This is a genomic window from Flavobacterium panacis, assembly GCF_024649945.1.
Lineage (GTDB): Bacteria > Bacteroidota > Bacteroidia > Flavobacteriales > Flavobacteriaceae > Flavobacterium > Flavobacterium panacis.
In genome coordinates this window covers 76,186-101,813 of sequence record NZ_JANKMS010000013.1, presented here as the reverse complement: position 1 = coordinate 101,813, position 25,628 = coordinate 76,186, and the positions used below count along the sequence as shown (strand labels likewise).

Annotated in this window: 21 protein-coding genes; 10 read left to right on the top strand and 11 right to left on the bottom strand. The window is 34.0% G+C overall.

The features are described 5' to 3' along the window. The first annotated feature begins 2 nt into the window (after positions 1-2). Positions 3-386, top strand: a complete 384-nt coding sequence (locus tag NQQ59_RS22410; RefSeq protein WP_144215259.1) for a DUF983 domain-containing protein — start codon at positions 3-5, stop codon at positions 384-386. On the opposite strand, the gene NQQ59_RS22405 is transcribed toward NQQ59_RS22410, so the two are convergent. From NQQ59_RS22405 to topA, 8 genes are all read right to left on the bottom strand, one after another. After that, the gene (locus NQQ59_RS22405) at positions 367-1,440 is read right to left on the bottom strand and encodes an NAD(P)/FAD-dependent oxidoreductase (RefSeq protein ID WP_144215260.1); all 1,074 of its coding nucleotides are present in this window, start codon (positions 1,438-1,440) and stop codon (positions 367-369) included. The two genes, NQQ59_RS22410 and NQQ59_RS22405, sit on opposite strands and share 20 nt — an antisense overlap. A gap of 75 nt (positions 1,441-1,515) precedes the next feature. Further along, complete coding sequence (gene porN, locus NQQ59_RS22400; RefSeq protein ID WP_144219765.1) at positions 1,516-2,505, bottom strand: type IX secretion system ring subunit PorN/GldN; 990 nt, start codon at positions 2,503-2,505, stop codon at positions 1,516-1,518. A gap of 170 nt (positions 2,506-2,675) precedes the next feature. Then, positions 2,676-3,665, bottom strand: a complete 990-nt coding sequence (gene porN / locus NQQ59_RS22395; RefSeq protein ID WP_144219766.1) for a type IX secretion system ring subunit PorN/GldN — start codon at positions 3,663-3,665, stop codon at positions 2,676-2,678. Between the two features lie 44 nt (positions 3,666-3,709). Then, entirely contained in the window at positions 3,710-5,251 is a 1,542-nt protein-coding gene (gene porM / locus NQQ59_RS22390; RefSeq protein WP_144215261.1) for a type IX secretion system motor protein PorM/GldM, read from the bottom strand. Positions 5,252-5,303: 52 nt separating this feature from the next. Further along, positions 5,304-5,951, bottom strand: coding sequence for a type IX secretion system motor protein PorL/GldL (gene porL / locus NQQ59_RS22385; RefSeq protein ID WP_144215262.1), 648 nt, complete (start codon positions 5,949-5,951; stop codon positions 5,304-5,306). A 55-nt stretch (positions 5,952-6,006) separates the two neighbouring features. Next, the gene (gene porK / locus NQQ59_RS22380) at positions 6,007-7,413 is read right to left on the bottom strand and encodes a T9SS ring complex lipoprotein PorK/GldK (protein WP_144215263.1); all 1,407 of its coding nucleotides are present in this window, start codon (positions 7,411-7,413) and stop codon (positions 6,007-6,009) included. A 263-nt stretch (positions 7,414-7,676) separates the two neighbouring features. Next, a complete protein-coding gene (locus NQQ59_RS22375) occupies positions 7,677-8,828 on the bottom strand; it encodes a formimidoylglutamase (RefSeq protein WP_144215264.1) in 1,152 nt (383 codons plus the stop codon). 7 nt (positions 8,829-8,835) lie between these two features. Next, positions 8,836-11,352, bottom strand: a complete 2,517-nt coding sequence (gene topA, locus NQQ59_RS22370; RefSeq protein ID WP_144215265.1) for a type I DNA topoisomerase — start codon at positions 11,350-11,352, stop codon at positions 8,836-8,838. Positions 11,353-11,819: 467 nt separating this feature from the next. On the opposite strand from topA, the gene miaB reads away from it, so the two are divergent. The 9 genes from miaB (at position 11,820) to NQQ59_RS22325 (ending at position 21,709) form a co-directional block, all read left to right on the top strand. Then, on the top strand, positions 11,820-13,265 hold the full coding sequence (gene miaB / locus NQQ59_RS22365; protein ID WP_144215266.1) for a tRNA (N6-isopentenyl adenosine(37)-C2)-methylthiotransferase MiaB: 1,446 nt from the start codon (positions 11,820-11,822) through the stop codon (positions 13,263-13,265). 46 nt (positions 13,266-13,311) lie between these two features. Beyond that, positions 13,312-13,701 carry a GxxExxY protein gene (locus NQQ59_RS22360; RefSeq protein WP_144215267.1) on the top strand — a complete coding sequence of 130 codons (390 nt, stop codon included), beginning with the start codon at positions 13,312-13,314 and terminating at the stop codon, positions 13,699-13,701. A gap of 184 nt (positions 13,702-13,885) precedes the next feature. Then, positions 13,886-15,145: a sigma-54 interaction domain-containing protein gene (locus NQQ59_RS22355; protein WP_144215268.1), complete on the top strand. Its 1,260-nt coding sequence runs from the start codon at positions 13,886-13,888 to the stop codon at positions 15,143-15,145. 103 nt (positions 15,146-15,248) lie between these two features. Next, positions 15,249-15,752, top strand: coding sequence for an LPS assembly lipoprotein LptE (gene lptE, locus NQQ59_RS22350; RefSeq protein WP_144215269.1), 504 nt, complete (start codon positions 15,249-15,251; stop codon positions 15,750-15,752). Positions 15,753-15,860: 108 nt separating this feature from the next. Next, positions 15,861-17,615: a tetratricopeptide repeat protein gene (locus NQQ59_RS22345; RefSeq protein WP_186296584.1), complete on the top strand. Its 1,755-nt coding sequence runs from the start codon at positions 15,861-15,863 to the stop codon at positions 17,613-17,615. A 3-nt stretch (positions 17,616-17,618) separates the two neighbouring features. Then, positions 17,619-17,960 carry a preprotein translocase subunit SecG gene (gene secG / locus NQQ59_RS22340; protein WP_144215270.1) on the top strand — a complete coding sequence of 114 codons (342 nt, stop codon included), beginning with the start codon at positions 17,619-17,621 and terminating at the stop codon, positions 17,958-17,960. Positions 17,961-18,103: 143 nt separating this feature from the next. Next, complete coding sequence (locus NQQ59_RS22335; protein WP_144215271.1) at positions 18,104-18,382, top strand: co-chaperone GroES; 279 nt, start codon at positions 18,104-18,106, stop codon at positions 18,380-18,382. 84 nt (positions 18,383-18,466) lie between these two features. After that, entirely contained in the window at positions 18,467-20,098 is a 1,632-nt protein-coding gene (groL, locus tag NQQ59_RS22330) for a chaperonin GroEL (protein WP_144215272.1), read from the top strand. A gap of 411 nt (positions 20,099-20,509) precedes the next feature. Then, positions 20,510-21,709, top strand: a complete 1,200-nt coding sequence (locus tag NQQ59_RS22325; protein WP_144215273.1) for an alkaline phosphatase family protein — start codon at positions 20,510-20,512, stop codon at positions 21,707-21,709. A 318-nt stretch (positions 21,710-22,027) separates the two neighbouring features. On the opposite strand, the gene NQQ59_RS22320 is transcribed toward NQQ59_RS22325, so the two are convergent. The 3 genes from NQQ59_RS22320 to NQQ59_RS22310 all read right to left on the bottom strand — a co-directional run bounded on the left by NQQ59_RS22320 (position 22,028) and on the right by NQQ59_RS22310 (position 25,591). After that, positions 22,028-22,867: an oxidoreductase gene (locus NQQ59_RS22320; RefSeq protein WP_144215274.1), complete on the bottom strand. Its 840-nt coding sequence runs from the start codon at positions 22,865-22,867 to the stop codon at positions 22,028-22,030. Between the two features lie 92 nt (positions 22,868-22,959). Next, complete coding sequence (locus tag NQQ59_RS22315; RefSeq protein WP_144215275.1) at positions 22,960-23,868, bottom strand: helix-turn-helix domain-containing protein; 909 nt, start codon at positions 23,866-23,868, stop codon at positions 22,960-22,962. Positions 23,869-24,061: 193 nt separating this feature from the next. Then, positions 24,062-25,591, bottom strand: a complete 1,530-nt coding sequence (locus NQQ59_RS22310; protein ID WP_144215276.1) for a SulP family inorganic anion transporter — start codon at positions 25,589-25,591, stop codon at positions 24,062-24,064. Positions 25,592-25,628: the final 37 nt, after the last annotated feature.

Genomic DNA, 25,628 nt, shown 5'->3' with positions numbered 1-25,628 from the left:
AAATGCTAAAAAGAGGATCTAAACTAAATAGTATTCTAACAGGAAGCTGCCCAAAATGCCAAAAAGAAAGTATGTACGAAGACAAAAATCCGCTTCATTTGAGCAAGGTTCTAAAAATGAACGAAAATTGCAGCCATTGCGGATTTAAATATCAAATTGAGCCTTCTTTCTTTTATGGCGCAATGTATGTAAGCTATGGATTAAATGTAGCTGTCGGAATCGCTGCTTTTATTGTTTCTTTTGTCTTTTTTGGAGCAACGATTGAACAAGCTTTTATAGCAATTATCTTAACATTAGTTGTTTTATTTCCTTTTGTACTTCGGCTTTCGAGAAACTTATATATTAATATGTTTGTTTCTTATGATCCTAAGGCCGGTCAGGAGTAAGAGATTTTAAATATCTTTTGTGGAAACGCTTAATATCAGCTTCCTTGTCAATTGGAGTTCCGTATTCGATATGTTCAAACAACATTTTTGCCAAAGCTGGCCCGAGCATAACACCGCGAGTTCCTAATCCGTTAAGAAGATGAACAGATTTATAAGCTTCGTGAGTTCCAATAATTGGTCTCCTGTCAGCTACTGTTGGACGTACACCTGCAAAATGTTTTACAATCTCAAAATCGGAGGTAATAATTTCTTTAATACGATCTAAAAGTTCTTTTTTACCTTCTTCTGTTGGTAGATCTGTTTTGTCATGCCAATTGTAAGTTGCTCCAACTTTAAACAAATTACCTCCTATTGGAAGAATAAAAACACTTGTATTAACAATAACATCTAGTTTTAAACCAGGAGCTTTTATCAAAAACAACTCTCCTTTTGTTCCATCCAAAGGCAGATAATTAAAATAAGGATTTTTATGCAGTCCGAAACCTTCTGCAAAGATGATATGGCGAGCTTTAATATTTTTATATTGAATTCCTGAATCGGGGAAATCCAAAAAAGAGCTATGAAAAGATTCTTCCAGAAGTAAATTATTCTCTTTTAAATATTCTTTGTAGCTTTCTAATAATTGTCCTGTTTTGACATAACCTGTATGCAAAACTTCTCCATAATCGTAAGGCGAATCAATACCTTGATATTTTTTAGTAATCAGTTTTGTAGACAAAAAAGGAGCTAAATTAATTTTATCAGAAGCCGCAAACCAATTATTTTGTTCTTCAATCGAAAAGAACTTTCTCAGAATTGGCATTTTAAAGTTGAATTTTTCCTGCAGTTTATCTTCCACCTGATCATAAAATTCATTCATTAAAACCAAATGATCCTTTGCATTCCAAACCTCGCTGAAACGTTTTAAAATTACGGGATTATACAATCCTCCTGCGATTCTGGAAGAATTTTGTGATTTGTCATCAATAACTAAAATAGACTTGTTGTTTTTTAAGGCAATTTCAGCAAAAGAAATTCCAGCCAATCCGGATCCGACGATTAAATAATCAAGCATTGTGAAGTATAAATAAAATAAAAAAACTCTTCCTACAAAGGTAGCAAGAGTTTCTCTTATAATTTAATTCATCCTCTAGTAATTCCACATATCTTCTTCAAAATTGCGAATCTTCTCTTTTACTCTTTCCGATTCTAACAATTGACTTTGTGCATTATCTTTAATATAATCTTTAATTTCACGATCTCCATATACATTTTCTTCCTTATAAATAACCGCGTTAAATCTTCTCGAATCCAATATTTGGTCAAACGAAATAGGAAGAGCAGAATTGTATTCGTTAAATGCTTTAGCCTCATGCAATACATCTCGAGCATTAGGAAAGAAAACCCAAAATAATTCTATATAATCTTTTTCATCACTATTCATTGTATAAACGTCGGGAGTAACGGGACAAATTCCAAGTAAACGATACTTCAATTCGCTTTGACGTTTATCGAAATACCAAAATCCTTTGATTTTATACTGACTCACATCTGCTGCTGTCAGATCTTGTTTTAAAATATATTCCGCTGGAACTGTTCTGGTTGGACCAACTGTTTCTTCTACATAATTAACACTTTTGTTTTTCCCCTTACCTGTTACCACTTTTTTCTTTACAACACGAGTTTTATAATCATCAGGATATTGATTAATCAATTCTCTTCCTGCATCTGTTGTATCTACACGAGATAACGATCCTTCAATGTCTTTTATAGATTTCTTAGTATTAAAATAACTATCCGTGTACACTTCGGTTATTCTACCCGATTTAATTCCTTTAGTCAAAACATCATAAAGAGAACGTCTATCGGGACCAACATTAACCGAATCAACAGGAAAGTACAACGGAAAATTAATTCTCTGATTTAAATCAATAATTTCCCAAACCGTTTTTCCCATTAAAATGTCACGATCATCGACATAACCGTAAGCAAGCGGCTTGTCATTATCCGATATCATTTGAGCAGGTGTCTTAATACCAATTTGATCAGCAGTCTTAGCATTAAGTAAATTAGACTGTGCATAAGAAACCAAACCTCCAGCAACAGTAACAATAGCAATTAAAAAATTTCTCACTTTCATCATAACAATTATTATATAACATTAAACGAAATTCCATTATAAATATTGTTATTTTTCTTACATAAACAAAAACATCTATTACTTGCAAGGGTAGGATGAATTATCTACATAAAAAAAACTCTTACTACAAAGGTAGTAAGAGTTTTTTAATTATCTAGTTATGTATCAACTTAGTAGTTCCACATATCTTGTTCGAAATTGCGAATTTTCTCTTTCACTCTTTCAGATTCTAACAACTGATTTTGAGCGTTGTCTTTCATGTAATCGCTAATTGCTCTATCTCCGTAAAGGTTTTCCTCTTTGTAGATTACAGCATTAAAACGTCTTGAATTCAAAATCTGATCAAATGAAATTGGAAGAGCTGAATTGTTGTCATTAAAAGCTTTTGCTTCATGCAGTGCTTCTCTGGCATTTGGGAAGAATACCCAAAACAATTCAATATAATCCTTTTCATCACTATTCATTGTATAAACGTCTGGAGTTACAGGACAAATTCCTAGTAAACGATATTTCAATTCACTTTGACGTTTATCAAAATACCAGTATCCTTTAATTTTATACTGAGTAACATCTGCAGCAGTAAGATCTTGTTTCAAAATGTATTCAGCAGGAACTGTTCTTGTTGGTCCAACTGTCTCTTCAACATAAGAAACACTTTTGTTTTTACCTTTACCTGTAACTACTTTTTTCTTCACAACACGTGATTTGTAATCATCAGGATATTGGTTAATCAACTCTCTACCAGCATCTGTTGTATCAATACGAGATAATGATCCTTCGATGTCTTTCATAGATTTTTTAGTATTAAAATAACTATCAGTATATACTTCAGTTACTTTTCCACCTTTAATAGCTTTAGTAAGAACGTCATATAAAGAACGTCTGTTAGAACCAATATTAGCTGTATCTACCGGAAAATATAATGGAAAATTGATCTTTTCATTTAAATCAATAATCTCCCAAGTAGTTTTTCCCATCAAGATATCTCTATCATCTACGTAACCATAAGCCAATGGCTTATCATTATCTGAGATAAGTTGAGCTGGAGTTTTAAGTCCAATCTGATCAGGTGTTTTTGCATTAAGCAAATTAGATTGCGCATTAGAAGCAAAACCTCCAACGATAGAAACAATAGCTATTAAAAAATTTCTTACTTTCATCATGATATCATTATAAGATATTGAATGTAGCTTACACTACTTTATTATTGTATTTCGTAAATTACCGGAGCAGTTCTTGGCAATAAATAACTACCAGCACCAACCAGTTTAGTTTTAATTTCAGAAATAGTAACTTGGTCTCCTTTACCTGCTCTTGAAAGTACTTGTTTACATTGTGCATTCATTCTATTACCTGTAACAACAACTGTAGGTTGTCCAGCAATTTTCATATTGAATCCAACAACATCTAAACCAACTTCAAAGTCAAAATCTTGAAGTTTTGCACCAATAGTAGCAATTTCAAGGTTAGATCTAGGACCTTTAACAACTCCCATCTCTCCTCTGATTGTTCCTGTTGGACCAGGAATACCTTTAATTCTGAAAACTTTTTTGTCAGATACCGCTTTACCATCAGGTAATTTAGCAGTAACATTGATAGATACTTCTGTTCCCTGACCAGGGCTCATTTGATATTTTCCATTTCCAACTTTAGTTAAACCTGGAGCTGAAGCTACAACATCTTTATCTGAAACTCCTGCAAATGAAATTGTCAAAGGATTCACAACCCCCCTATACACAACATTCATTTTATCTGCAGAAATTGTAGCAGAGTTTGGTCTTGGTACTACAACGTATTTACCTTCAAATTTAAGTGGAATAGTTTTTCCATCTTCTAAGAATGTAAATTGTCCACTAATATTTTGCTCACCAATTCCACCAGCAGTCATCGAAATGATAGCTTGTCCGTTAGCGTCAATTTTTCCAGGACCTGTAAATGAAGTTGGTTTAGTGTTTTCGTCATAACGACCTAAAACTACTTTACCTGTTACAGGATCTCCTTGAAAGTATGCATTTTTATCTAAAACTACGATTGCTTTATAGTTACTGTAAGAAGCAGCAGCAACAGCAGCTTTACCTAAAGCACTATTATAAACATCCGTTTCCACTTTTTGAACATCATTCTGCCAAGCTGAAAGTTTAGCAGCAGATGCAATAGCTGGGAATCCTTTAAAATGATATGCTAAGTATTTTTCTTTTATACCTTCTTTGTTTTTTACATCAGAAACATCAAATTTTTTCTCAACCTCAGAAATAATTCCTGCGTATTTTTTGTCTGTTCCTAAAGCAGCTTTAATATCAGCTTTATATTTCTCAATTCTAGCAATAATTTCATTACCTTTTTTAGTGTAACCATCTCCTGTAAACCAGTCGTCTATGTTATCACCTTTGTCCATTGACTCATAAGGTAATTTTCCTGTTGCTTTATCAACTTCGAAACCTTGTACTGCTTGAGTTTTTAATGTTCCTATGTATGCGTAAAAATCTTTAGAAATCGCCTCAACTTTATGAGCTGTTTGAGCAGCAATTTCAAATTCTCCTTTTGCTTCCGCCGCTTTTTGATCTAAAGCAGTTAATAAGGAAGCATTATTTGTGATTGATGTAGTATTAGAAGCTTCAAACTTTTCGTTAAACAAACCGAAACCTGAAATAACTTCTTTTGATACGTTCATTGCTAACATTGCGATGAAAACCAGATACATCAGGTTGATCATCTTCTGTCTAGGGGTTAATTTTCCTCCTGCCATTTTTTTCTAATTAGTTCTTTATTAATAAATTTAATATTTAGTTAAAAACTAATTATCCTTTGTTACTCATTGCAGAAAGCATACCACCGTAAACGCTGTTTAAAGATGCAATGTTTGCAGTCATAGACGCCATTTGCTCTTTTAATTTAGAAGCGTTTTCAGCAATTTCTTTGTTAGCTTCAGCGTTTCTAGAAGCGCTTTCTAACTGTACTTTGTATAAACTGTTTAAAGATTCCATTTGAGCAGCAGCAACAGATAATTCTTCAGAATATTTCTTTTGTCCTGCGATTGAATCAACTGTTGGAGCAATTCCTTTAGCAGCAGATTCGAAGTTTTTGATGCTATTTCCTAAACTTGACATTAATTCACCGTCAATTTTAGCTTCTTTTAATAATGTGTCTAATTTTTGAGATAGTAATCCTTGAGCTTCAGTTGGGGCTTCAACTTTAGCTTCTCTTTTTCTAGCTTGTCCATTAGCTAACTCTGGGTAAACTAAAGTCCAATCTAATTCGTCTTCAACTGGTTCGAAAGCAGAAAGCGCAAAAATTAACGCCTCAGTCACCAATCCTACTGAAAGCATAACTGTACCTGTTAATGGTCCAATTTCAAAGTGAGTAATTTTGAATAAAGCTCCAACGATTACCACTGCCGCTCCCATACCATAAGCGAAATTCATTGCTTTTTTACTTAATAATGCCATAATACTTTTTTTTTAGGTTTAAAATAGATTTGTTGGATATTGATAAAATTATAAATTACTTTCTTTTGCTACCGTTACCGTTACCAGTTACCTGAGTTCCCATGTAATCTTGTACGGTTCTGAATCCGATATAACTTCTAGCTGAATCAGCATATTCGTGGTCACGAGTACTTACCTGTAGGAAATAAGCAACGTCTTTCCAAGAACCTCCACGAACAACTTTTCTTTGGTTTTTACCATCAATTACGTTTGGATTCATTGTAGAAACATATTCGTAAGCGTTTGGATTATAAGCAGAGTCAGTCCATTCTGAAACGTTTCCTGCCATATTGTATAATCCGTAACCATTTACTTCATATGATTTAGCTTCAACAGTATATAAAGCTTCGTCAGCTGCATAATCTCCTCTACTTGGTTTGAAGTTAGCTAAGAAACAACCTCTGTCACTTTTTGTATAAGGACCTCCCCAAGGATAAGTAGCTGATTCCAGACCTCCTCTAGCCGCATATTCCCATTCTGCTTCAGTTGGCAATCTGAATGCATTAACTAAGTCACGACCTTTTTTCTTAGATTTGATATAACTGTTTTTGTTTAAAGTTCTCCATGCACAGAAAGCTTTTGCTTGCTTCCATGTAACACCAACTACAGGATAATCTCCATAAGCTTTGTGCCAGAAATAATCATTATGCATTGGTTCATTATATGAATAAGCGAAATCTTTAATCCAAACCGCAGTATCAGGATAAACGTTTACTTGCTCTGTTTTTACGAAATCACTTCTTTTTCCAACTTTAGCTTTTGCAGCAGCTTGAATATCCATCCAAGAATAACGGAATTTCAACTTATTTACATCAATTGTTCTTAAACCATTATATGATTCTTCAATTGGTAAATACATAGAATCCATAACTTCAGTATAGTATTCGTCTGGATATGCTTTAGTATCTTTAATTAACTTAACTTTTCTGTTTAATTTTCTTCCAGCATACGGATCATCTTTTGTACCAACACTATAATAGTTGTCGTACATGTATTTGTCATAAGCCGTCATTTTTTCTGGATCAGAATCATTAAAAGCGTAGTCAGCAATACTTCCACCTTTTTTTCCTTTTCCATCAGTCGCTTTTTGTCCTGTTTCATCAGCTAAAATTGCTAAACGAACTCTCATTGTAGAATCTTTAACCCACTCTACGAACTGACGATACTCACTATTTGTAATCTCAGTTTCATCCATGTAAAATGAACGAACAGTTACAGTTTTAGTTGGAGCATCTTCTACGTTAGCTAAATCAGCATCTGATTTACCCATAATAAAAGATCCACCCGGAACTAATGTCATTCCATAAGGCTTCTCGGGATGCCATTTCCCTCCTGTAACACCAACTAATTCACCTTTGTCACCAGACTTACCACAGCCGATTACTAGTGTTAACATTGCTGCAAATGCAATAAACTTCTTCATATAAATTTGGGATTATCTATTCATTATTAAAAGTCCGTAAACGTATTTATTATTTATCTAAAAAACAATACTACTTGCGAAATTTATTTTACCGTTCAAAAATAATGTTAAATAAAATAAAAAAAAAATATTTTATCGATAAACTGTTTCAAAAAATCGATGTATAACGTTAATTTTTATATATTATAATTATTTTCCTACTAATTATTTTTAACTTTTCTTAACGTTTTTTTAAACCTTAAGAATTCACTTATTTTTTGCTCCTACAATGCGTTTTTTCGCTGTGCTTTCCACCATCTTTCTGGCAATTCTTGATTGCAAGCAGACAAATATTCATCATAAGAACAGGGTAATAACGTATTTCTTTTCAACTTATTGTGACCATTTGACTGAAAAGGAATTTCGATCCACCAACGATCTGTTTTATCGCTTTTATAAAAAATCAATTCTTCGTCTTCAAGAGGCACTATATACTTAAGATAATTGGCACGACTTCCAAAAGGATATTCTTTTGATCGATAATGATATCCTTCAATAAAATACCATACAATTTGAGAAATAATAACCGATTCAGCCATTGTACTATTGTGATTAAACACTCCAAAAGCAGAAACTTTATCACTTATACCTGCATATCTAGACAAAGCACAAATCTCTTTTCCGTTAAATCCGTTAGGTTCAAAAGTAACCGTATTTCCTGACGCAGAAGATTTTACAGAATTCAAATCAAAACTAACCAAATCAGCATCTCTAAAAACCGGCTCTGCCAAAGTAATTTTATTTGAAATTTCTCCTAGACGATAAGCATCAAAAAACAGCTTTTCGATTAAGTCAATTTCCTCTTGAGAGTTATAATAAGTCTGATACCCTATATTACAGTAGTTGAAAAGATTATTAGGTTCATCGATAATAATTTTTGTCAAATATGAATTAGCCGAAACTGACTCATTTTCTTTTCCAAAATCAAATTTATTATCTACTGCAACTAAATTAACCATCTGCTCTAAATCGTCATAAGCACGATACAAAGCATAAGTCAAATCCTGAGAACCTCCCAGGACTATAGGAATAACTTTTTTCTTAATTAAAGACGCTACAACTTTCTTTACTGCAAAATAAGTATCTTCTACAGAATCACCAGCAAGTATATCTCCTAAATCAGCAATTGAGGCATCCCAATTACCAGGAAACATTCCATATAGTTTTTTACGTACAGCTGAAAGATTAACTTCATTAACCATATTGATGTTTGTGCGATCCTCCAAAACACCAATTATAGCTATATGAATCTGATCAATATCAGGAAACTGATCTTGGGTATGAAAAACAACTTTACTTCCAAGTTCTTGTGAAGACAGCGCACTAACGAATTTTACAATCGTATCATTAACTGGTTCTAGAAAATCAAATTCCATCTATATATTATTTCTTTTTGGCAGCTGCTTTTTTAGCAGGCGCTTTTTTAGTTGCTGTTGTCTTTTTTGCCGCAGTTTTCTTTGCAGGTGTTTTTGCAGCGATCATTTCCTGAACTTGAGCTAATGTTAATTGTGTTGCATCAACATCTTTACTCAATTCAATTTTGATTTTTCCTTTCAGGATTACAGAACGTCCCCAGCGGGCTTTTTCTACTACAATTCCTTCTTCTTCCCAGTTATGAAGAACTTTATCAATATTTTTTTGCAACTTATCTTCAATCAACTCTTCAACATCAGCCTGAGATAAATTATCAAAATTGTATTTTTTGCTCACATTTACAAAAAGTCCGTTCCATTTAATGAATGGACCAAAACGCCCCACTCCTTTTTGAACACCTTCTCCTTTATAAACTGCAATTGGCGCATCAGCAAGTGCTTTTTCGTCAATTAATTCCTGAGCTCTTTCTTTAGAAACATTAAGCGGATCTTCTCCTCTCGGCAATGAAATAAAAACACTTCCGTGACGTACATAAGGACCATAACGACCATTATTTACTTCTACTTCTTCTCCTTTATATTCACCTAAACTTTTTGGAAGCAAGAATAAATTTAAAGCTTCTTCAAGTGTAATGTTTCCTATATTTTGGTCTGCCATTAAACTAGCAAACTTTTTATCTTCATCATCTGCTTCTCCAATCTGCGCCATTGGCCCAAATTTTCCTAAACGAACAGAAACTTGTCTTCCATCAGCATCTTTTCCAAGAATTCTTTCTCCACTTTCACGTTCAGCATTTGCCTCAACTTCTTTTACATTTGGATGAAAGTGATTATAGAAATCCTGCATCATCTTTGCCCAGTCAATATTTCCTTCGGCAATTTCATCGAAATCCTGCTCTACTTTTGCAGTAAAATTGTAATCCAGAATATTTTCGAAGTTCTTTACTAAGAAATCCGTAACAATAGTTCCGATATCTGTTGGAACTAATTTCCCTTTATCAGAACCTGTATTTTCTTTCAGCACTTTTTCTCCCACTTTGCTATTTTGCAAAGTAAGCTGTACATAATTACGTTCTACACCTTCAAGAGTACCTTTTTCAACATAATTTCTGTTTATAATCGTTGAAATCGTTGGTGCATAAGTAGAAGGACGCCCGATTCCAAGCTCCTCTAACTTTTTAACCAAAGATGCCTCTGTATAACGTGCCGGCGGTCTAGAATATCTTTCTGTAGCTGTAATATAATTATTTCCTAACTTCTCGTTTACTTTTAAAGCTGGAAGCATTCCTTCCTGTTCTTCTTCATCGTCGTCATGACCTTCCAAGTATACTTTTAAGAAACCTTCAAAAAGCAATACTTCTCCAGAAGCTGTAAAAATTTCGCTGTGATTATCTGCTTCGATTTTTACGTTTGTTCTTTCCAACTGTGCGTCGCTCATTTGCGAAGCCAAAGTTCTTTTCCAGATCAAATCGTATAAACGAGCTTGGTCACGGTCAATATTTACGGAGTGACGAGACATATCTGTTGGACGAATTGCTTCGTGCGCTTCTTGTGCTCCTTTGTTTTTATTTGCAAAAACTCTTGGCTTAGAATACTCTTTTCCGTAAGATTTGATGATTTCTGCTTCAGCTGCGTTCATTGCTTCTGTAGAAAGATTTACAGAGTCGGTTCTCATATAAGTAATAAGTCCCGCCTCGTACAAACGCTGTGCTAATTGCATTGTGATTCCAACTGGCAAGTATAATTTTCTTGCCGCTTCTTGTTGCAACGTAGAAGTTGTAAAAGGCGCTGTTGGAGATTTTTTGGTAGGTTTAGTTTCTAAATCCGCTACCTTATATTTGGAACCGATGTTTTGATTTAAGAAATCTTCGGCTTCTTTTTTAGTATTGAAGTTTTTTGGCAATTTTGCTTTAAAAGCTTTCCCTGCTTCGTTAACAAACTCTGCAACAATTGAATACGTTGCTACTGCATTAAAACCTTGAATTTCGCGTTCTCTTTCTACAATTAAACGTACAGAAACTGATTGTACACGACCAGCAGAAAGTCCGCCTTTAATTTTTCTCCATAAAACCGGAGATAATTCGTAACCCACTAAACGATCTAAAACACGACGTGCTTGTTGTGCATTTACTAAATTATAATCAATTTCTCGTGGATTATCGATTGCTTTAAGAATCGCAGATTTTGTAATCTCGTGAAAAACAATTCGTTTGGTCTTTTTTGTATCCAGCTTTAATTCTTCCGCCAAGTGCCATGAAATAGCCTCTCCCTCGCGGTCCTCATCGCTCGCTAACCAAACCGTTTCGGCATTCTTAGAAAGTGACTTTAGTTTCGTTACCAAGGCTTTTTTATCGGGAGATACTTCATATTTAGGTTTAAAACCATTTTCTACATCTACTCCTATTTCCTTTGATGGTAGATCGGCTATGTGTCCATAACTCGACTCCACCTGAAAATCGCTACCGAGGAATTTCTCGATCGTTTTCGCCTTTGCAGGTGACTCTACTATTACTAAATTCTTTGCCATTGCTCTATTTTTCTGCAACAAAAGTATCTATTTTTTTTAAATATTAACCTTACGAATGCATTTTTGAAGTATTTTGATATTATGAAACTTAAAATTGCAGATTTATCTGTAATAATCTCGATAATATATATAGGTATAACTTATAATGATTTCTGACCGAGAAATGTGCTTTTTGAATCCTCTTTTCATAGCCCAGATTGAAACGGATTGCCCGGAGTAAAAAAAGCAAAAAGTTTCTTGTTTTAAAAAAGCGACCAACGGAAGCTCTTTTTAAAACATTAGAAACTTTGCTTTTTTTATGAGGACAAGAAGTGGAAAGCTGGAAATAGCTCCTGAACAACGTAAAAAGTAAAAAATGAGTTGTAAAATGCTATACCTCAATATTTCTCAAAACATTGTTAATTCTTTATCTGACATCTTGTCATATTAAGTCCAATTAACCTATCTTTGCACTTTGAATTTTTGCAATGGAAAAGATTATTGAAGAAAGTAAACAGGGCGAAAGTCTTGTTTTAGAAAATAAACCTGAGAATACTAAAAAACTATTTATAGAAAGTTACGGCTGTGCGATGAATTTTTCGGACAGTGAAGTCGTAGCTTCCATTTTATCTGACGGTGGTTACAATACTACTTCGGTTTTAGAAGAAGCCGATTTGGTTTTGGTTAACACTTGCTCAATCCGTGACAAAGCTGAACAAACGATTCGTAAACGTCTTGAAAAATACAACGCTGTAAAACGTACTAATCCAAAAATGAAAGTAGGTGTTTTAGGCTGTATGGCAGAACGTTTGAAAAGTCAATTTTTAGAAGAAGAAAAAATCGTTGATCTTGTTGTTGGTCCAGATGCTTATAAAGATCTTCCGAATTTATTAGCAGAAGTTGAAGAAGGACGCGACGCTATCAATGTAATTTTATCTAAAGAAGAAACTTACGGAGATATTTCGCCTGTTCGTTTGATGAGTAACGGAATCACAGCTTTGGTTTCTATCACTCGTGGTTGCGACAACATGTGTACTTTCTGTGTTGTGCCTTTTACACGCGGACGTGAACGTAGTCGTGAACCGCAAAGTATTATGGCAGAAATTCAGGATTTATGGAGCAAAGGTTTTAAAGAAATTACGCTTCTTGGACAAAACGTTGACAGTTACCTTTGGTACGGTGGTGGTTTGAAAAAGGATTTTGTAAACGCTTCTGAAATGCAAAAAGCAACTGCAGTAGATTTTGATCAATTGCTTGAAATGGTTGCTGTTGGTTTTCCTAAAATGCGTATTCGTTTTTCGACTTCTAATCCGCAGGATATGCATGAGAGTATTTTACACGTTATAGCGAAATATCCAAACATCTGCAAACACATTCACTTGCCTGTTCAGTCTGGAAGCAATAGAATTTTAAAAGAAATGAATCGTCTGCATTCTCGCGAAGAATACATGGCTTTGATTGACAAAATTAGAGCAATTGTTCCAGATGCTTCGATTTCACAAGATATGATTGCCGGTTTCCCAACGGAGACTGAAGAAGATCACCAAGACACGATGAGTTTAATGGAATATGTGAAATATAATTTCGGTTATATGTATTCGTATTCTGAACGTCCTGGAACTCTTGCTGGAAGAAAAATGAAAGATGATGTTGAAGAAGAAACCAAAGCAAGAAGACTACAAGAAATTGTTGATTTACAGCAAAAACACGCTTGGTTTAGAAGCGAGGAATTTGTTGGAAAAACAGTTGAAGTTTTAGTGGAAAAAGTTTCTAAGAAATCTAAAGATGAATTCTCAGGAAGAAACTCACAAAGTATTACTGTTGTTTTCCCAAAAGAAAATTACAAAATTGGAGATTTCGTAAACGTAAAAATCACAAGCTGTACAAGTGGAACTTTGAAAGGTGAAGCTGTTGGTTTGAGCAGCATGAATTAATTTTTGTTAACCGCAAATTACGCAAATTTTCACAAATTAATTTTTCATGACTAATACAACCGAATATTATTATAAAAAAGAGGAAAACTACCAAATAGTAGGAATATGTATGGAAGTACATAGATTATTAGGGCCTGGTTTACTTGAAATTGTATATAAAGACGCATTAGAGGTTGAATTTAAAAATCATGGAATTCCTTATCAACGAGAGAAGGAATTTGCAATTGAGTATAAAGGAGTTATTTTGCCTCATAAATTTTATGCCGATTTCGTAGTATATGATGACATAATATTAGAAGTAAAATCAGTAAAGGAAGTATGCAATGATCATCTTGCACAAGTATTAAATTATATGAAATTGGCCGATACACCTGTTGGAATAATCGCAAACTTTCAAAACAAATCATTAACACACAAACGATTAATAAATTCATAAAACGAATTTGTGGTAATTTGCGTAATTTGTGGTTAATTTAATAAAGACATTACAACATAAAAGAGTTATACATTGACACGATTTCAAAAATTAGTGAAATTCGAGAAATTCGTGGCAAACAAAAATACAAGCCAAAGTTTTAGGCAAAACCTGAAACAAATAACAACTTGAAACAAAATCTAATATGGAAACAGTTCAAGCAATAAAACAACGATTTGAAATTATTGGTAATGATCCGAAATTAAATCGTGCTATCGAAAAAGCCATTCAGGTTGCTCCAACTGATATTTCAGTAATGGTAACCGGGGAAAGTGGTGTTGGTAAAGAAAATATTCCTAGAATCATACATTCGCTTTCACACAGAAAGCATGGTAAATATATCGCCGTAAACTGCGGTGCAATTCCGGAAGGAACAATTGACAGTGAACTTTTTGGTCACGAAAAAGGTGCTTTTACAGGCGCAACAAGCACACGCGAAGGTTATTTTGAAGTGGCAGACGGCGGAACAATCTTTTTGGATGAAGTTGGAGAACTTCCGTTGACAACTCAAGTAAGATTACTTCGTGTTTTGGAAAATGGTGAATTCATAAAAGTAGGTTCCTCTCAAGTTCAAAAAACGAACGTCCGTATTGTAGCGGCAACCAACGTGAATTTATTTAATGCAATTGAAAAAGGTAAATTCCGTGAAGATTTGTACTATCGTTTAAGTACGGTTGAAATTACTTTACCACCTTTAAGAGAAAGAAATGACGACATTCATTTGTTGTTCAGAAAATTTGTGGCCGATTTTGCTCATAAATACAAAATGCCACCTTTAAGACTGGATGACGATGCTGTTCAGCTTTTACAGAAATTCAGATGGAGCGGAAATATTCGTCAGCTTCGAAATGTGGCAGAACAAATTTCTGTTTTAGAAACCAATCGCGATATTAGTCTTGCCACTTTACAATCTTATTTGCCTGCTGAAGGAAGCAATCTGCCTTCTGTTATCAACGACAGTAAAAAGGAGAGCGATTTCAGCACAGAAAGAGACATACTTTATAAAGTACTTTTTGATATGAAAAGTGACTTGAACGATTTAAAAAAACTGACTTTAGAATTAATGAAAAACGGTACTTCTAAAGTACAGGACATTAATCCGAATCTAATTCAGAAAATATACGGGAATCAGCAAAACGACAGCGAAATTGATTTTGAAGAAGAACCAAGAACCGCTGTTGTAACCACTCCTGTTGTTCGCGAAGATAATTATCAAATTCCCGAAGACAACTATTTATTTGCTGAAACTATCGAAGAAGAAGAAATTTTACGTTTAGAACAAAAAGAAATCGAAATGATTAAAAAGTCTCTAGAAAAAAACAAAGGAAAACGTAAAGCTGCAGCAGACGAATTAGGTATTTCAGAAAGAACGCTTTACCGCAAAATCAAACAATTCGATTTATAAAATAATTAAAATACAATTTCAAAATTCCAAATTCCAATTACTATATTTGGCCACAATTGGAATTTGGAATTTTAAACTAATTGGGATTTGACCAATAAACATTATGAAAAAAATATATTCTCTTTTCGCTCTCTTAAGCCTTTTCATGCTAAGCGGTTGTTCTGTTTACAACTTTACAGGAACTGGTAAAATCGACGCCAAAACTTTTCAGGTTAACTTTTTCCAAAACAATGCAGATTTAGTTGAACCAGGTATTGATAGAACTTTTACATTGGCATTGCAGGATTTGATTATGAATCAAACCAATCTAAACTTAGTTAGTACTGGTGGCGATTTAACATACGAAGGAGAAATCGTAGATTACAGAATTACCCCAATGACTGCAACAGCAGATCAGCAGGCAGCGCAGAACCGTTTGTCTATACGTGTTAATGTAAGATTTACGAATAGAAAGAAGGAAACAGATGATTTTGAAAAACCGTTTGAATTTTACTATGATTTCCCAGGAAGAGACCTTCCAACAGGATCTACATTAAACGAAGCAATTCGAACAATTTTTGAAAGAATCACACAAGATATCTTTAATGAATCATTGGCTAAATGGTAATTTATTTGTTGAATCGTTTAATCGTAAAACCGTTTAATCGATTAAACAGTCAGACCAAATAATAAGCGAATAAACGATTAGACAAACAAACGATTAAACAAAAGATAAATGAACGTTAGCGATTATACCTACTTAATGAACAAACCCGATGCTATTACAGAAAAGCAGGCGGACGCATTAGGAAGTGTTTTGAATGAATTTCCATATTTTCAAAGTGCCCGTGCATTGCGATTAAAAGGACTTTACAATCAAAACAGTTTTAAGTATAATTATGCTTTAAAGGTAACAGCAGCGCATACTTCAGATCGTTCTGTTTTATTTGAATTCATTACTTCTGAAGCTTTTACTTCGATTCAAAATGATTTCTACGAACAAAAACTGAGAGACCTTCTTGAAATTACTGTTTTTGAAAGTGAAATCATTTCGCCTGAACAAATTCAGAAAGCTATCGAAATAAAAACAGATGTTGAAGAAGAAGCTGTTGCAGAGACAACAAAAGAAGTTCAAATACCTGCTGTCGAAATCCCTTCTGTTTCACAAACTTTAAAAACGGAAGAATCTGTAAAAGTCGAAGAACCAATACAGGTTGAGGAATCAATAAAAGTTGAAACGCCAACAATCACTGAAGAACCTAAAAAAGTTCCTGAGATTGATCCTTCTATTTTTCTTGCTATCAAAGAAGCCCAAACGGTTACTTTTGAGAAACCAGTAATTAAAGAAGAACCTAAAAAAATTCCAGAAATAGATCCGTCTATTTTTCTTGCTATTAAAGAAGCACATTCCGTTACTTTTGAAAAACCTGTAATTGAAACAGAAAACAAAATTGAACCTGTAGATTCAATTTCAAACATTACGGAAGAAACTAAAGCTTCACCAATAATAGAAGCAATAGAACCAATAAAAACGGAAGAACCTAAAATAGATCGCATCGAGAATTCTATTTTAAGCTCTATTAAGGTTTCTGAAACTCCTTCTGCACCTGAACCTGTAAAAGAAATTGAAGAACCAAAATTTGATCGTATTGAGAATTCTATTTTAAGTTCTATCAAAGAAGCAGAAGCTGCAAGCACCGAAGAGCCGTCAAAAATAGAAGAGCCAGAAACCATTCCTGTTGTGGAACAGTCCATTTCAAATATTATTGAAGAAGACGAAGACGAAGGCGATGTTATCGAAGAAATGATAATCCCCGAATTCAAACCTAATCCGGTTGAACGATCAATTCTTTCTTCTATAAAAGAGGCCGAAAAAGAAGCTGAAATTCCTGCCACTAAAGAAGTGAAAGAAGAAATTCAGACCACAATTAAAGAAGAGGTTTTAGAAACTGTTCCTGAAATAATTGCAGAAGAAATTCAGGAAGAGAAAGTTGAAGAAGAACAAACTGAAGAAGAAACCAATGAATCTGTAAAAACAGCCGAAGAACATCTTGAACTTGGTAAACCTTTAGATTTTTCTCTTAGCGAAAAACATTCTTTCCAAGAGTGGTTACAATTATCTCGAACAGAACCAATTGACCGTTCAAACGACATTTCTCCGGAAGAAAAAGCTAAAATAGAAGCGGAAAAAGAAGAAGAGAGACAAAAAAAGGCTGAAATTATCGACAAATTCATCGAAACCAATCCGAAAATATCGCCAATTAAGCCTGGAACGAGTGCTCCTGTTGTTCAAATAGAAAGCAATGTTGAAGACAATTCTTATTTGATGACAGAGACTTTAGCCAGAGTTTATCTGGAACAGAAGAAATATACAAAAGCAATTCAAGCATATGAAATATTAATTTTGAAATATCCAGAAAAAATTACTTTCTTTGCAGACCGCATATCGGATATAAAGATTTTACAACAAAATAACAATAACAATAATTAAGTAATGAGCACATTTTCAATTTTTTTAGTTTTAATCACAATAGTTTGTTTTCTATTGATCGTAGTTATCATGGTACAAAACCCTAAAGGAGGCGGATTGTCTTCTACTATCAGCGGAACGCAAATGTTAGGTGGAGTACAAAAAACAACTGACTTTTTAGATAAAAGTACTTGGACTTTAGCTACTGTTTTAATTGTGTTAATTTTACTTTCTAGTTTAAGTTTCTCTGGATCTTTAAGCGATACAGAATCTAAAATCATTGAAAAAACTGAAGCTCCTGCAAACGCACCTGCAGCTCCAGCACAAGGAAATACTCCTGCTCCTGCAGCACCAGCTACAAAATAATTTTAGCTCGATATAAAAATCTAATGCCAGCCTGTCAAAGCTGGCATTTTTTTTAGGAAATAATGTCAGTTTTACCAGCATGGCACAATTTCTGAAAGTTTATAGAACATAAAAAAACGTATAACTTATAATAATATAAAATCATGGCTTTAAACATTAAACCGCTTTCAGACCGCGTACTTATTGAGCCTGCTGCAGCTGAAACTAAAACTGCATCAGGTATTTTTATTCCTGATACTGCCAAAGAAAAACCACAAAAAGGAACTGTTGTTGCAGTAGGAAACGGATCTAAAGATCACACTATGACTGTAAAAGTTGGTGATACAGTACTTTATGGTCAATTTGCAAGAACAGAAGTAATAAAATCAGAAGGCGTTGATTATTTGATTATGCGTGAAGATGACATCTTAGCGATTATCTAAAAAACATATTGTATCAAGGACAAGGTATTAAGAATTAAGAACTTTATTAACTTGAAACAAATCAAACTTTAAACAAAAATTAAAATGGCAAAAGATATAAAATTTGATATTGAAGCACGTGACGGTTTAAAACGTGGTGTTGATGCATTAGCAAATGCTGTAAAAGTAACTCTTGGACCAAAAGGTCGTAACGTAATTATCGGAAAATCATTTGGTGGACCAACTGTTACTAAAGATGGTGTTTCTGTTGCAAAAGAAATCGAATTAAAAGACGCATTAGAAAACATGGGTGCGCAAATGGTGAAAGAAGTTGCTTCTAAAACCAATGATTTAGCTGGAGACGGAACTACAACGGCTACAGTTTTAGCTCAAGCTATCGTAAAAGAAGGTTTGAAAAACGTTGCTGCAGGTGCAAATCCAATGGATTTGAAACGTGGAATCGACAAAGCAGTTGAGACTATCGTTGCTGACTTAGCAAAACAAGCTAAAGTTGTTGGAAGTGATTCTGACAAAATCAAACAAATCGCTTCTATTTCTGCTAATAATGACGAAGTTATTGGTGAATTGATCGCTACAGCTTTCGCTAAAGTTGGAAAAGAAGGGGTTATCACTGTTGAAGAAGCTAAAGGAACTGACACTTTCGTTGACGTTGTTGAGGGAATGCAGTTTGACAGAGGATACCTTTCTCCTTACTTCGTAACAAATCCAGAGAAAATGGAAGTTGAATTAGATTCTCCATACATTTTATTATACGACAAAAAAGTTTCTTCTTTAAAAGAATTACTTCCAGTTTTAGAGCCAGTTGCACAATCAGGAAAACCATTATTAATTATCGCTGAAGATGTTGACGGTGAAGCACTTTCTACTTTGGTAGTAAACAAATTAAGAGGTGCTCTTAAAATTGCTGCTGTAAAAGCTCCAGGTTTCGGAGACAGAAGAAAAGCAATGTTAGAAGATATCGCTATCTTAACTGGTGGAACTGTAATTTCTGAAGAAAGAGGTTATACTCTTGAAAATACAACTATCGACATGTTAGGAAACGCAAAAAGAGTTTCTATCGACAAAGACAATACAACTATCGTAAGTGGTGCTGGTGAAGCAGATATTATCAAAAACCGTGTGAACCAAATTAAAGGTCAGATGGAAACTACTACATCTGATTACGATAAAGAAAAATTACAAGAGCGTTTAGCTAAATTAGCTGGAGGTGTTGCAGTTCTTTATGTTGGTGCAGCTTCTGAAGTTGAAATGAAAGAGAAAAAAGACAGAGTAGATGATGCTTTACACGCAACTCGTGCTGCTGTAGAAGAAGGAATCGTTGCTGGTGGTGGTGTTGCTTTATTGAGAGCTAAAATTGCTTTGGCTGACTTAAAAGCTGACAATGCTGACGAAGCAACTGGAATTCAAATCGTTTCTCGCGCTGTTGAATCTCCATTAAGAACTATCGTTGAAAACGCTGGTCTTGAAGGTTCTGTTGTTGTGGCTAAAGTTTCTGAAGGTTCAGGTGATTTTGGATACAATGCAAAAACTGACGAATACGTAGACATGCTTACTGCTGGAATTATCGATCCTAAAAAAGTAACTCGTGTTGCATTAGAAAATGCTGCATCTGTTTCTGGAATGATCTTGACTACAGAATGTGCATTAATTGATATTAAAGAAGAAAATGCCGGAGGCGGAATGCCAATGGGAGGCGGAATGCCAGGAATGATGTAATTCATTCTCTTCTTAAAACTTAAAAGCGTCAGATTTTTTTTATCTGGCGCTTTTTTTGTTAGCCACGAATTCACGAATTATTTTTTTCTAATCTATACGTATATTTTTATTTGCCACAAATTACACAGATTGAAAGAATTATAATCTGTGGCAAACTTTTTTCACACAAAGCATTCGTATAATTAATGACAACAATTTTTAAACACAAAGATTAGAAAAAAATAATTCGTGAATTCGTGGCAAATTTTTTTCACACAAAGCATTCGGGCAATTAACGACAACTATTTTTAAACATTAAAGGTTATAAAAAAAATAATTCGTGAATTCGTGGCAAACTTTTTTATTTAACATTCTCTTTTTCTTTAAAAAATCTCTTATCTCTACCTTTGTATTTCTATTTAAAATTGCAAAATGAGAAAATTCACTACTCACCTTTTATCTTTTACATTCTTACTTCTTACAGCTTTTTTACAAGCTCAAAATAATAAAGACAATTATGTTGTTTTAGTTTCTATGGATGGATTTCGTTGGGATTATGCCAAGCAATATAATCTTCCCAACCTAAAACAAATCTCCAAAGAAGGCGTTCATGCCAAATCAATGAAACCGTCTTATCCCACAAAGACCTTCCCTAATCATTATACGATTGTTACAGGACTTTATCCGGATCATCACGGAATCATTAATAATGTTTTTTATGACTCTTCTTTAGATCAATCTTTTTCATTATCCAGTGATGCTAAAAACGATTCTAGATTTTATGGAGGAAATCCAATCTGGAATCTAGCAGAACAACAAGGCGTAAAAACCGCTTCGTTCTTTTGGCCTGGTTCTGATATTGACAAAAGAAATCCAAGCTATTTCAAAAATTACAACGGAAAAGTTCCTTACGGAGCCAGAATTGACACGGTTATGAAATGGTTGCAGCTTCCAGAAAAACAAAGACCTCATCTGGTTACTTTATACTTTGATGAACCTGATCATTCTGGACATAACTTTGGTCCACTTTCACCAGAAACCAAAAAAGCAGTTATTAAAATGGACTCTATTATGGGAGAATTATCCCGTAAATTAGATGCTTTGCCAATTGGAAAACAAATCAACTTAATTATTGTTTCTGATCACGGAATGGCCAATATCAGTAACGATAAAAAAGTAGCTGTTTTAGATTATTTAAAACCAGAATGGCTGGGCTATAAAGATGTTATCAATCCAATTATGAGCTTACAAGCAAAACCTGGTTTTCAGGATTCTATCGCCAATGCTTTGAAAAAAGTACCGCATATTAAATTTTACAAATCGGCTGAAGTTCCTAAAAGATTACATTACGGAGCAAATCCGCGTGTACATGATTTTGTGATTGAAGCTGAAAAAGGATGGAGTTTAGTAAGCAAAGAAAGTACACATATAAAAGGCGGAACTCACGGTTATGACAATAATGAAAAAGATATGCACGCCATTTTTTATGCAAAAGGTCCTGCTTTTAAAGTCAATAAAACCGTTAGAACTTTTCCTAATATTTCAGTTTATCCTTTAATCGCCGAAATTTTAGGCTTAAAAATTGGCGAAATTGATGGAAAATTGAGCGATGTCGACTCGATGTTGAAGTAATGAGGCAATTAGTCAATTTAATTATTAGATAATGTGCCAATTTAGATAATTAGATAATTTTCTTCATTGTACAAAATCAATTGTCTTCATCTGGAGGTTAGTTTATAGAAATATTTAAAGGGCTTTAGCCAAACTTTATAGTTTGGCTAAAGCCCTTTTCCCATTATTTATTTTGTTCCTCTAGATAAATCTGGAGGCAATTCTAAAAACAAATCACAAGAACTAAACCCGACAAGTTTTTAAAACCTGTTGGGTTTATCAACGCATATATCCGTTGTGAAAATCATTTTCCAATTATCAAATTGACACATTATCTAATTAAAAATTAGTTCCAACAGAAACCTCTCTCCATTTCCCCAATTCACTTTGCACACTAGCAATTTTCTGATTCGCCATATTAAAAGCATCTTCACCTAAAAATAAATGCAAAGGCGGATTCTGATCTTCGCTAGCTTTAATTAACGCTTCTGCTAATTTTACAGGATCTCCCGGCTGATTTTCATTGATATCTTCTTTGTGCGCACTTTGAGATTGCCTTACTTCTTTGTATTCCGCAATTGGATTTTCTGGCAATAAAAGCGAACTGTCTTTTAAGAAATCGGTTCTAAAATAACCCGGATAAACTATTGTTGCGTGAACTCCAAATGGTTTTATTTCTGCTGCTAAAGATTCTGTTAAACCTCCAACCGCAAACTTAGTCGAACAATAAATTCCCCAACCTGGAAATTCTCCGTAATAGCCTCCAACAGAAGAAATATTAAAAATATGTCCCGATTGATTCGCGCGAAGAATCGGCATTGTATTTCTGATTACATTTAATAATCCGAAAACATTTACTTCGAAGTTTTTTCTGGCTTCTGCATCGGTTAGTTCTTCTAAAGCTCCTAATAATCCGTAACCTGCGTTATTGACTAAAACATCGATTGTTTTAAAATGATTTACGGTTTTATCAATGGCATTTTTTACGCTTTTTTCATCTACTAAATCCATTTCAAGAGGAAGAAAACTTTCTGATGCACTTCCTAATACTGCGATTAAAGATGCTTCACTTCTTGATGTTGCAGCAACTTTAAAACCTTCTTTCAATAATTTTTTAGCCAATTCTAATCCAAGTCCTTTTGAAGCACCTGTGATAAACCAAACTTTGTTATTTCCCATGATTTTAAATTTTTACGTTTATAATTACAGGACAAAGGTATTGGCGAAGTACTTCTTAAAAATTAAAGCAATCAAGCAAGAAGTTACAAAAATCAATCAATTTCTGCTAATCGATAGTTTTTGGGCGAAACTTGAACATTTTTCTTGAAGAAATTAATAAAATGAGACAACTCTTCGAATCCTAAACACCAAGCAATTTCATTGATATTCCAATTGGTTTGTTTCAACAAAATCATAGCTTCCTGAACAATTCTTTCTGAAATAATCTGAGAAGTGGTTTTTCCTGTGGTTTCTTTTAAAGCTTTATTGAGATGGTTGACATGCACATTCAATTGATTTGAATATTCTGAAGGTGAACGGAAATTAATTTGCTGCGAAATAGACTCAACAGGAAATTGTCTTTCTAATAATTCTAAAAACAAAGAAGAAACTCGAATTGTAGCATTCGATTTACTATATAATGAAGCCGTTACGGTTTGTGTTTTTAAGGCTAAATGAATGATTTCAAAAACCAGATTCCGAAGCACGTCATATTTAAAAGCATAATCAGAGTTGATTTCTTCTAACATTTTTAAATAAACGGTTTTTAAAGATTCTGCCAATTCCATAGAAACTGGAACTACAGGATTTCCGCCAGGCTGAAACAAAGGATAGTCTTTTAAATTTCCAAACTGACTAAAAAATGCATCTGTGAAAATACAGAAAAAACCCGTTTGACTTTCATCAATATGCTCCCAACTATACGGAATTTGCGGATTTGCGAAGAATAAAGCCTGATCTTCAATCGTTACGACTTTATCTGCATAATGCACTTTATTTTTCCCGATAATCAAACTTATCTTATAAAAGTCTTTTCTCGTATAAGGCAATGGACTGCAAGTACTTCCAACGTATTCATCCAGTTTAAAAACATTAAAATGTCCGATTTCTTTTTTAAGATTTTCGGGCATTCCTTTGATTTTAACGGTGTAAAAATCTTCTAATGTTTCTGTTAGTTTCATTTTACAAAGTTACAAAAATCAAATTATTATTTTAATTAGATAATTTGAGAATGTACCAATTAGAAAATGACAAAAGGCCTTTATAAATAACCTAAAATTTGTCAAAAACACTACATACAACAAACCCGACAGGTTTTAAAAACCTGTCGGGTTTGTCAATAAATAATACACGTTTGTTAAGATAATTTTCTAATTAAGAAACCACTTTATACGTCGGATCTTCAATCACATTTACATTGATAACCGCATCGGCATTTTTCAATAATTGACGACAGTCTTCGCTTAAATGTTTTAATTCAACTACCTTATTTAGTTGATTGTATTTTTTAGTAATATTATTTAAAGCTTCAATCGCCGACATATCTGAAACACGACTTTCTTTAAAATCAATGATAATATGATTCGGATCGTTTTGAATGTCAAATTTTTCAATAAAAGCAGTTGTGGAACCAAAGAATAATGGTCCGTAGATTTCATAATGTTTTACACCATTTTCATCAATGTAATGACGTGCACGGATTCGTTTCGCACTTTCCCAAGCAAAAACTAAGGCCGAAATAATAACTCCTATTAAAACTGCCAATGCTAGATTATGCAATACAATCGTGATTACAGCCACTAAAATTCCAACAAAAATATCATGTCTTGGCATTTTATTAATGATTCTGAAACTCGCCCATTCAAAAGTAGTAACTGCTACCATCATCATGACACCGACCAAAGCTGCCATTGGCAATTTTCCAATTACAGGCGCTCCAAAAAGGATAATAATCAAAATGGTCAAAGCCGCAATAATTCCTGAAAGTCTGGCTCTTGAACCTGCTCCAAGATTTACTAACGTTTGTGCGATCATAGGACAACCTCCCATTCCGTAGAAAAATCCGTTTAAGATGTTTGAACTTCCTTGCGCAATACATTCTCTGTTACTATTTCCTCTTGTTCCTGTAATTTCATCCACTAAATTCAACGTTAGTAAACCTTCTGTTAAACCTACAGCAGCCACAATTACCGAATACGGAAAAATAATTTTTAAAGTTTCAAAAGAAAAAGGAATATTCGGAATGTGAAACGGAGGAAATCCACCTTGTACAGAAGCAATATCTTCTACGGTTTTGGTTTCAATATTAAAAACAAGGACCAAAGCAAAAACAACCATTATAGCGACTAAAGAAGCTGGAACCGCTTTTGTAATTTTCGGAAAAATTAAAACAATTCCGATTGTCAAAGCCACCAAACCTCCCATTATATATAAAGGAGTTCCTTGAAGCCAAGAAACTTGTCCGCTTACAACTGTTTTAAACTGTTCTAACTGCGACATAAAAATCACAACCGCCAAACCGTTTACGAAACCAAACATTACAGGTTGCGGAACCAAACGAATAAATTTTCCGAGCTTAAAAAGTCCGATACAGATTTGAACAATTCCACCGAGGGCAACGGCTGCAAAAACATATTCAATTCCGTGCGATTTCATTAGGGCAATTAATACAATCACTGTTGCCCCTGCTCCACCCGAAATCATTCCCGGTCTTCCTCCAAAAATAGCGGTGACCAATCCGGCAATAAAGGCAGCGTATAATCCTACCAAAGGTGGAAATCCAGCCAGAATTGCAAATGACAGTGATTCTGGAATCATGGTCATTGCCACAGTTAAACCAGCTAAAATTTCGTTTTTGTAATTGATTTTTTGACTAAAATCGAAGAGTTGGAAAGCTTTTTTCATAGGGCACAAATGTAGAAAATAATGCCCAAAACTTTAT